The organism is Lyngbya aestuarii BL J (assembly GCF_000478195.2).
GTDB classification, from domain to species: domain Bacteria; phylum Cyanobacteriota; class Cyanobacteriia; order Cyanobacteriales; family Microcoleaceae; genus Capilliphycus; species Capilliphycus aestuarii.
Map to the genome: position 1 here is coordinate 1 of NZ_AUZM01000139.1, position 6,195 is coordinate 6,195.

5 protein-coding genes are annotated in these 6,195 nt (G+C 42.0%); all 5 read right to left on the reverse strand.

Going from position 1 to position 6,195, the window contains the following annotated elements; genetic code table 11:
• A partial coding sequence (locus M595_RS29790; RefSeq protein WP_152983647.1) for an RNA-guided endonuclease InsQ/TnpB family protein occupies nucleotides 1-554 on the reverse strand: 554 nt, incomplete at its 3' end.
• A 198-nt stretch (nucleotides 555-752) separates the two neighbouring features.
• The gene (locus tag M595_RS26770; RefSeq protein WP_023069732.1) at nucleotides 753-1,967 is read right to left on the reverse strand and encodes a glycosyltransferase family 4 protein; all 1,215 of its coding nucleotides are present in this window, start codon (nucleotides 1,965-1,967) and stop codon (nucleotides 753-755) included.
• A 989-nt stretch (nucleotides 1,968-2,956) separates the two neighbouring features.
• Nucleotides 2,957-3,772 carry a tryptophan synthase subunit alpha gene (gene trpA / locus M595_RS26780; protein WP_023069731.1) on the reverse strand — a complete coding sequence of 272 codons (816 nt, stop codon included), beginning with the start codon at nucleotides 3,770-3,772 and terminating at the stop codon, nucleotides 2,957-2,959.
• Nucleotides 3,773-3,831: 59 nt separating this feature from the next.
• Complete coding sequence (locus tag M595_RS26785; protein WP_023069730.1) at nucleotides 3,832-4,158, reverse strand: DUF3007 family protein; 327 nt, start codon at nucleotides 4,156-4,158, stop codon at nucleotides 3,832-3,834.
• Nucleotides 4,158-4,391: an NAD(P)H-quinone oxidoreductase subunit L gene (gene ndhL, locus M595_RS26790; RefSeq protein ID WP_009786559.1), complete on the reverse strand. Its 234-nt coding sequence runs from the start codon at nucleotides 4,389-4,391 to the stop codon at nucleotides 4,158-4,160. Before ndhL ends, M595_RS26785 begins: the two co-directional genes overlap by 1 nt.
• Between the last annotated feature and the right edge of the window lie 1,804 nt (nucleotides 4,392-6,195).

The following is a 6,195-nucleotide window of genomic DNA, read 5'->3' on the forward strand; positions in this document are numbered from 1 at the left end:
TCACATTGCAAGGAGATAGACGCATACCATCGGTCAGCTTTTCTCAAAATTCTCACCTGCTTAACCACAAATCCTGTTGGGATAGGACGATGCAGGTTGACTGGGATTGCTCCAATCTTGGGCAGCTTAATGTGCAAGTTCGTTACTGGATTCTCCTTGAATTGAGGAAAAAGCAACGACTTAAATTGTCCGTACTTCTTGAAGCGTGGAAAACCAAATCCTCTGTTCTGGAAATATTCCCAACTTCTATGCAACTGCTTAATAGTTTGTTGAAGAACTTGAGAAGGAACTTTGCCCAATTCGGGAAATTCTTTCTTCGCTTTCGGCAAGTTGTTAAGCTGTTGAATTTCGCTAGGAAACTTCATCTCAGCAGAGAGGATATACTCCTTTTCAAGAGAGCATCTATCGACCAAGCACAGAAGACTGTTACACCAATCTTTGATCTCTCGCAACGCATAGTTAAATGCACCACGACAAATTTCCATCCACTCAATGAGTTGTTGCTCGTGAGTGGTGTTTGGATAGATTCGGTAACGGTGAGTAAGTGTCAGCATCCCGGTATTATAGTAGCTTTACTGGACAATAGTACAGCACTAAATGTGAAGTTTACGGGACTCAATGTCCCTAAACTTAACTGGGGGAGTCCATGGATGAGGGGCTGTCTGCGTGGGTTTCCCGCGCAGTTTATACGCCCCGTCCCAACACCGACCTGAGTACAGGTACGGTTTCGGTCATAGCTCTCCCAAACCCCCTCAAAAAGATAAAACTTGTTCATAGCGTTGACCGACTCGTTCCCAAGTGTATTCGCTCTCGATCAGATTTCGGCCATTTTCAGACAATTTTTGCCTGAGTTGAGCGTCCTCGAAAAGTTGGCTAATGGCAGCGATGTATTCTTCTGTGGTATTGGCCCGTAAGGCTCGTAACGGTACATTCGCTCCATCGACGGCGAGTCCTTCTAAACCGCTATTGCTAGCGACAACAGGCACGCCTGCGGCCATGGCTTCTAAGGTTTTATTTTTGATTCCGAAACCAATTCGCATCGGTACTATACAAACAGTTGCTTGATGTAAATATTCTGCCATTGATGGGACTCGTCCTGTAACTTCAATTCCAGGTATTTTCGATAATTCTGAGACTTCCGGTACAGGTCTGGCTCCGGCGAGGACGAGTTTCGCCTCACCATAACGTTCTCTGAGTTGGGGAAAGATCTCTAAACTAAAATAACGAGCTGCATCAATATTGGCAATATAGTCCATTGTGCCGACAAAGATTAATCGATGTCCTCCTGGATCTTGTGTACGCAGAGGAAATTGATCTAAGTCTACGCCGTTAGGGATGATTTCAAATGTGGCTTCGGGGTTGAACGCTTGGAGTTGGTGGCGATCTTCAACGGTTGTGGCGACGATTAAAGAAAATTTTGAGCAGTAACGTTTTTCGTAGCGGTGGAGTAACGGAAGGTTTAAGCGATCGCGCAGCGGCTTTTCTGCTGTGTGGGTTTCTAATTGTTGGCGACAGGTTCCATAAATTGAACTGTGAACGTCTACAACGGTTTTTAGCTGTTGTTTCCACGCTTGACGCACGAAGATTTCATTCACGCTATGTTCACAGGTGATCGCTTCACAGTAACCTGAGTTGACCCATTGATCGATCCAGTCTTGCATCGCGGGTGAGTAGATTGAGCGTACACTGGGAGGGGTTCCTTCTAAAACAAATTCACCAAAACGTTTGATTTTCGCCCAGGTTCCGGCTTGAGTCTGATCGGAGTGGGGACGGGGAAAGATTACTAATTGATCGACATACTGGCGCAACTCCTCGACTTCTTGATCGGAAACATCCTCACTCCGTTGGGTGACGAGGGTAACGGGGTGTCGTTGGCTTAAATACCGCAGTAAGTTAAAGGTGCGAATGGGAGTTCCGCCTCGGGTGGGTGGATAAGGAAATGTGGCTGAGATCATTAAGATTTTCATAAAATTTTCAATGTTTTAAAATTAGAGGTTTCTCGCAGAAGGGAGGGTCTAATCTACTTTCCCAAATATAGCTTTATTTCTAATTGAAAGAAAGTTGAGGATCGGAAATTTAACTCTCCTATCTACAAGGGTCTGGCTCTATTGTCTTCTTTTGTGGACTGGGGATAAAGGGTGCGGGTTGTTGCTTTTGTCAAGAATCGTTTCTGGGTTCGATGGACGAAGAATGACTGGCTTTTGAGGTGAATGATCGCTCTATAATTGGGCTGGAAATTGGGGATAGATCTTGCGCTGTTTTTGAAGGCTAACACTCTCGACAAGACTATGACGATTTGGGCTTTCTTGATCGATTGTCACCACAACAGAGGGAGAGATTGCGAAAAGTGCGTGAGTTAGATCTATGACTATATTAAGCGGGAACTTTAAAAAGGAGAAATCGGACGAATCAGTTTACGGGTGATCAGGAATTCGATATATTAAAGATGGGTATTACCCCTCAACTTCTTTTTAGCGGATGTTATATTTCTGAGATTATTTTTGTCCTATATCACACCCTAAATATTTTGTCAACAAAGACATTTAGGGGACAGATAGATCCAAACCCGATCAGCAAAATACAAAGCAGTTGCAGAGTTAGAAGCTTTAGAGACAGGGCGTTTTGGGTTATTAAGCTCAGAGCAATCCCAGAAAAGTGGGTGATTGCAAAAGACCTCTTGTAATCTCAAAAACTGCCTGTAATAATGAAATATAGAAAGGCACATTACGAGGGTTTCAAGGAGCTGGAAGCGATGTGTTTATGGGAGCACTAAACTTCCAGCGTTCTTTTTTTATTGAATAGACAAGACTTCAAATATTTGTAATCGAGTCTATTCATCAGCTAGTTGATTAGAGGGTTAATTGATCGGGGTCATCTATATAAAAATATAACATCAGGGTCATCTAATCGGCTCACCCCAATTTTTTGGGGTGATTATTGTATTTATACCACTCGATCAAGTGACTGCTTTTTTGAGACTTGAACAAAATTGAGCGATCGCTTCTAATCCTTGTGAAGGTGTTCCTTCGGCTAACCGTTTGACAACCGCACTCCCGACAATCACCGCATCAGCGCCCCAATCCCGGACTTGACGGGCTTGTTCGGGTTGAGAAATACCAAACCCAACGCCAATCGGTTTATCGGTGACACTTCGCATCAGTTGGAGTAAATCTTGAACTCGGGTTTGAACTTGAGTTCGCATTCCCGTCACTCCGGTAACACTGACTAAATAAATAAACCCTTGAGACTGACGAGCAATCATTTCAATGCGTTCTTTTGGAGAAGTCGGCGCCACTAATAATGTCACTTCAATCCCCATTTCACTCGCAGGTTGCAACAAACTAGGGGCTTCTTCTAAGGGTAAATCTGGAACCACTAAGCCTCGCGCCCCAGCATTATAAATTTGTTGCAAAAACGGTTCAATTCCTCGATATAAAATCGGATTGTAATAAGTAAATAAAATAATTGGTGCTTTTAAACTCGGACTGACGGTATGTAACATTTCCAGCACCGCTTCTAAACGAGTTCCCCGTTGTAAAGCGCGAGTCGCTGCGGCTTGAATCACTGGCCCATCGGCTAAAGGGTCAGAGTAGGGAACGCCTAACTCAATCATATCCGCCCCATTTTGATCCAATACTTGCAAGGCTTGAGCGGTTGTTTCGAGATTCGGATCACCTGCGGTAATAAAGGGAATTAAAGCACAGTGACGCTGTGTTGAGTCAGTAGACTGCGAGTGTCGCAACGACTCAAATTTTTCAGAAACAGAGATCATAGTTTATCGTTTGGGGTGGGAAGGAATCGGTGATTAGCAACAGAGGAATGAGGAAAGTATTAGTTTTCTGTCGTGTTCTGACGGCTAAGATTTTCTTGTTCGACTTCAGCTTGGAGTTGGGCTAACTCCTCGGGAGTCATTTCTTCCAAGCGTTTCTGCAAAACCGCATCTTCGTAATCTTGGACTTGTTGGTTATAGGTCATGCTTTGGGTGAAAACCCGAAATAGATAACTCAATAACCAGCCGACTAAGCTAGCGACTAATAAAACTTGACTCCAGATTCCAGCATTAACGCTTTCTAGCCCAATCGCTTGTAAGATCAGGTAAGCGATCCCCCCAGCTGCAAAGACTCCGATTCCGATTCCAATCGCATCAATTCGTCGCATTAGCTCTCAATCTGTCGAGGTTTGGGACGAAAGTTAAGGAACGGGGCGAGGACAATCATTCCCGGTAGGAAGAAGAACATCAGGAAGTACATGAAAGCCCGTTCAAAAGAGCTAGCCACATACCAACGACTGTTGAGATAGGCATAGACTGCGGCGGGAACGACTAAAAGATAGGCACCCGCTAGAGCCGCATACAGAATCAAAGTAATAGCGATCGGAGATGTGATAGACATAGTTGTGATCAGATTCAACAACAGATAAAAATAGATGTGATGTCATCTTTGCACATTGAACCATTATTACACCCGATCGCTGTCTTAAATCGTGATCTTCATGGCTTTTGAGATCATGAGTTCAACGGTTGATCAAAAAGCTTGCACAAATTTAATGGGTCGTGCTATTGTATAGAACACTGTCTTTTGAAGACAGAATAGAACCGTGAAAACTTGGGGGCGTGGCGGAATGGTAGACGCTACGGACTTAGAAAACTGAGCCTTGAGGCGAGAAATCTCTCAAGTGACTGCTCTCAAATTCAGGGAAACCTAAATCTGACGCACAGACAAGGCAATCCTGAGCCAAGCCTAGTTTATTGAATTAGGAAGGTGCAGAGACTCGACGGGAGCTACCCTAACGTTAAGGCGAGGGTAAAGGGAGAGTCCAATTCTCAAAGCTAGCTGGACAGATAGATGTTCAACAGCAGTAGCGAAAGCTGCGAGAGGATGAAAATCCGTTGACCTTAAACGGTCGTGTGGGTTCAAGTCCCACCGCCCCCATCGAATTCAAGTCCTTATTTTCACGTGGTTTCAAGCCTTTAGTTCAAATTAAGTTATCGGCTTTTTACCCAGTAATTACCCAATTGACTCAAGCTTAACTGGAATACTGGGCAACTGACCATCAAGTCTGTTATATTGACTCACTCATCAATAAGGGTATTCACCTTCACTCTGTCAAACACAGAATTAACCCCCTAACCTGAGTTATCAAACCTTCCTAGCTGTAGGCTAGTGCCGTTTCCCTTGGATTTCCCTCAGATGAGATGATTCTAAAGCAGATAGTGAGGGACTGTTGTCTAGTGATCGTTATTAGAAACAGATTCAATTGTATTTGTTCTACTTTACAAAAGTTTTACAAGAAAAGGCGGATTTTTTACAGAATCTTTAAAGTAAAACCTTGACTCTATTAGGGATATTGAGAGATTCTAATTAATAGATGCACCCAGATGGTAGGGGGAGTTGCTAAAGTAACTCTCTCTCTTTCTTATTTAAGGCAATATCAATTCAGATCATCAACTCAAAATCAAAACCAAAGCTTCATAATTAAACCTAATTTTTTACAGAATCTTTAAACTAAAACCTTGACTTTATAACAGATGTTGAGACATGATCTTAATAGATGCACCCAGATGGTAGGGGGAGTTGCTAAAGTAACTCTCTCTCTTTATTTTTTAGAGAAATATTCATAAGCTTACCTAAAAAATCAAAACCAAAGCTTCATAATTAAACCTAATTTTTTACAGAATCTTTAAACTAAAACCTTGACTGTATAACAGATGTTGAGACATGATATTAATAGATGCACCCAGATGGTAGGGGGAGTTGCTAAAGTAACTCTCTCTCTTTCTTATTTAAGGCAATATCAATTCAGATCATCAACTCAAAATCAAAACCAAAGCTTCATAATTAAACCTAATTTTTTACAGAATCTTTAAACTAAAACCTTGACTTTATAATAGATGTTGAGACATGATATTAATAGATGCACCCAGATGGTAGGGGGAGTTGCTAAAGTAACTCTCTCTCTTTATTTTTTAGAGAAATATTCATAAGCTTACCTAAAAAATCAAAACCAAAGCTTCATAATTAAACCTAATTTTTTACAGAATCTTTAAAGTAAAACCTTGACTTTATAATAGATGTTGAGACATGATATTAATAGATGCACCCAGATGGTAGGGGGAGTTGCTAAAGTAACTCTCTCTCTTTATTTTTTAGAGAAATATTCATAAGCTTACCTAAAAAATCAAAACCAAAGCTTCAT

Bases quoted from the DNA above. Each gene is read 5' to 3' on its own strand.
- trpA (WP_023069731.1), bottom strand. From the start codon at position 3,772: ATGATCTCTGTTTCTGAAAAATTTGAGTCGTTGCGACACTCGCAGTCT.
- ndhL (WP_009786559.1), bottom strand. From the start codon at position 4,391: ATGTCTATCACATCTCCGATCGCTATTACTTTGATTCTGTATGCGGCT.
- M595_RS26770 (WP_023069732.1), bottom strand. From the start codon at position 1,967: ATGAAAATCTTAATGATCTCAGCCACATTTCCTTATCCACCCACCCGA.
- M595_RS26785 (WP_023069730.1), bottom strand. From the start codon at position 4,158: ATGCGACGAATTGATGCGATTGGAATCGGAATCGGAGTCTTTGCAGCT.